The following is a 2,937-nucleotide window of genomic DNA, read 5'->3' as shown; positions in this document are numbered from 1 at the left end:
GAGAGGATGTACTCTTTTTCCAGAGAGCATTTATCAATGGAACACTTACGACTATCGCACCAATCTTTTATCTCTCGAAGCGCATAGTTGTAGGCACGACGACAGATATCCATCCACTCAACGAATTGCTGCTCTTGAGCGATTTATAAAAATTATGGCGTGGGTCTTATAGCTCCCCCAGACCCCCACAAAAAGATAAACCTGCCTTCAAACCGATTCAAATTGGCATCACCGTGGGCGATCGCACCCAAGTCAAATCTGGTCTCACCGGCACCGAACAAGTCTTAATCAGTTTTCCACCCGGAATGGAGCCAAAATCCGACGCCCGCAGTCCATTGCCCGGTATGAACCGCAACAATCGCAACTCATCCAGAAATAGTGGAAATACTGGAAATAATCCTCCTCCCCCTCCCTGATTTTAGGATGCTACTTTTATGCAAAAACTCTGTATACTCCCCCTGTACAAACTTAACCGATTGTCAACCGTACAGTATTCAACAACTTGGTTACTGTTAAGTTTGCAATATCAGCCAAAAATTTACCAACGCATTTGCAAGGGTTTCAAGCTTGCTGTTTTTTTTGACATACCTCTCCAACATTCTTATTTACCACCCTCTGAAACTATTGTCAATTCGTATGTCACTTTTTTAAATGTCATCAAATTATGACAATGTTAAGCGACCCAACGATCGGATGTTTAAATCAAAAATCTTATTTGCATATATAAAGCTTATAAAAGCATGTTTGACGGGATTATAGCAGAAGTTGGTAATTAGAGCATAAAAGTTGATAAATCTTTTCAGTGTGGATATGAAAAAGTCAAGCGGAAAATTAACGCAGCAAGTTGCCTTTAGCGAAGTAGTAAGAATTGCCACAGAAGCGTTGTGGAGTAATAAACTGCGTACAGGATTGACGATGTTAGGAGTAATTATTGGCATTGGATCGGTAATTTCAATTACCTCAATCGGACAAGGAATTCAAAAAAGCGTGGAACAGTAAATCCAATCTTTGGGAACCGATGTGTTGCAAATTTCGCCCGGTGCTGCTCGCAGCGGCAACATCGTGGGAAGTGCTGGATCGATTAGTACTTTGACGTGGGAAGATGCCAAAGCTATTGCTCAAGAAGCGCCTTCTGCTAAAGTTGTTTCCGCCAGTTTACAGCGTCAAGCACAAGTAGTTTATGGCGGCACAAATACAAATACCACGATTTACGGTACTGACTTAAACTATCCAGATGCGCGTAACGTTTATCCTCAAATCGGACGCTATTTCTCGCAAGAAGAGCTGAAAGAGTCGGCTCAAGTTGCAGTTGTTGGAACCACGGTGCAACAGAAACTATTTGGCAATAACACGGGATTGGGTGAAAAAATTCGCATCCAAGGCGAGCTTTACCAGGTGATCGGTATTATGGAACCCAAAGGCAGTCAAGCGCCGATGGATCGAGATGATGCAATTTTTATTCCGCTGACGAGCATGTCGTCGCGGATTGTGGGAAATAACGCGCTGACTGGAGTTTCAGTAAATACAATTTGGGTCAAAGGCGAAAATCAAACTGCGCTGAATGCCGCCCGGTTTCAGGTGACAAATTTGTTGCGCTTGCGGCATAACATTGACAAACCTGACAATGATGACTTCCGCGTCAGGAACCAAGCCGATTTAATCAACGCATTTTCTAATACGGTGGGATTCCTGACGATTATGGTGGTGGCGATCGCAGGCATTTCCCTTGTAGTCGGCGGCATCGGCATTGCCAATATTATGTTGGTTTCTGTAGTCGAACGCACGCGGGAAATCGGGATTCGCAAAGCCTTGGGGGCGACGAAATCGGCGATTTTGACGCAATTTTTAGTCGAAGCTCACGCCATCTCCACAATTGGCGGCATCATTGGCGCAGGCACGGGGATTGCGATCGCTTTTGGCGGGTCTATGATTTTCAAATTTCCCTTTGTGGTTTCCGGGTTGTCAGTTGCGATCGGATTTGGATTATCAACCGCAGTCGGACTCGTCGCCGGGGTAATTCCTGCCCGCAATGCCGCCAACCTTGACCCAATTGCAGCACTAAGGAGCGATTGATTGTGGCAACGATGATTTGGATCGAAGGCATTACCAAAACCTATAAACTGGGAGAAATTACCGTTCCGGTTCTCAAAGGTATTAATTTATCAATTGAAGAAGGCGAATACGTGGCGATTATGGGCGCCTCCGGCGAGGGAAAATCGACGCTGATGAATATTATCGGCTGTCTCGATCGCGCTACGAGCGGACATTATGTATTTGAAGGCAGCGACCTCACGACATTTAACGACGATGAACTGGCATACGTCCGCAATCAAAGGATTGGATTTGTGTTTCAACAATTTAATTTACTGCCCCGCGCCACTACCTTGGAAAATGTGATGGTGCCAATGATTTATGCCAACGTGCCAAAGTCGGTACGTCGAGAAAGAGCGAAGCAAGCCCTAATTAGAGTTGGTTTGGGCGAAAGGATGAATAACCGTCCGAGTCAGTTATCTGGGGGACAACAACAACGAGTGGCGATCGCGCGTGCCTTAGTCAATCGTCCGGCGTTAGTATTAGCCGACGAACCGACAGGCGCATTGGATACTCAAACCTCGCAAGATGTGATGAATCTGTTCGCCGAATTGAATCAGCAAGGGATTGCGATCATTCTGGTTACCCACGAACCCGACATCGCCGCTCAAACCAAACGCATCATTCGCGTTCAAGATGGGTATGTGGTGAACGTATCAGAACATTATCCGCTTCAATGTAACAATTTACTTCCGCATTTTGAGGTCAATCGTAGACAGCGATCGCCTTTGAGCCATTGTCATCAACTGCACCAGGCGCAATCCCATAATAAAACTTCCCCTCGTGCCATTTCCAGCGGTAGCCATCCGGGTCGAATTGCGCGATTGCATCGGCAAAAGCATCACC

The 2,937-nt window shown here is 45.9% G+C and carries 4 protein-coding genes and 1 pseudogene; 4 read left to right on the top strand and 1 reads right to left on the bottom strand.

The genetic code is table 11. The features are described from left to right. The coding region (locus tag ACE1CM_RS12295; protein WP_374877764.1) for a helix-turn-helix domain-containing protein at window positions 1-143 on the bottom strand (143 nt) is incomplete at its 3' end. Between the two features lie 90 nt (window positions 144-233). Between ACE1CM_RS12295 and ACE1CM_RS12290 the strand changes: the two genes are divergently transcribed. From ACE1CM_RS12290 to ACE1CM_RS12275, 4 genes and pseudogenes are all read left to right on the top strand, one after another. Next, a complete protein-coding gene (locus ACE1CM_RS12290) occupies window positions 234-416 on the top strand; it encodes a hypothetical protein (protein WP_374877760.1) in 183 nt (60 codons plus the stop codon). A 394-nt stretch (window positions 417-810) separates the two neighbouring features. Further along, a pseudogene (locus ACE1CM_RS12285) lies at window positions 811-1,575 on the top strand (ABC transporter permease); the annotation flags it as partial. Window positions 1,576-1,698: 123 nt separating this feature from the next. After that, complete coding sequence (locus ACE1CM_RS12280) at window positions 1,699-2,073, top strand: ABC transporter permease (protein ID WP_374877763.1); 375 nt, start codon at window positions 1,699-1,701, stop codon at window positions 2,071-2,073. An 11-nt stretch (window positions 2,074-2,084) separates the two neighbouring features. Further along, a partial coding sequence (locus tag ACE1CM_RS12275) for an ABC transporter ATP-binding protein (RefSeq protein WP_374877761.1) occupies window positions 2,085-2,937 on the top strand: 853 nt, incomplete at its 3' end.

Origin of the sequence: Microseira sp. BLCC-F43 (assembly GCF_041929235.1) — a bacterium.
In the GTDB taxonomy this organism is placed as follows: domain Bacteria; phylum Cyanobacteriota; class Cyanobacteriia; order Cyanobacteriales; family Aerosakkonemataceae; genus Microseira.
Note: the sequence above shows the minus strand (reverse complement) of the source record. Positions and strands in the feature narration are given on the sequence as shown.

What these genes read in the sequence shown, in the direction of transcription:
- ACE1CM_RS12280 (WP_374877763.1), top strand. Translation starts at nt 1,699, where the DNA reads ATGGTGGTGGCGATCGCAGGCATTTCCCTTGTAGTCGGCGGCATCGGC.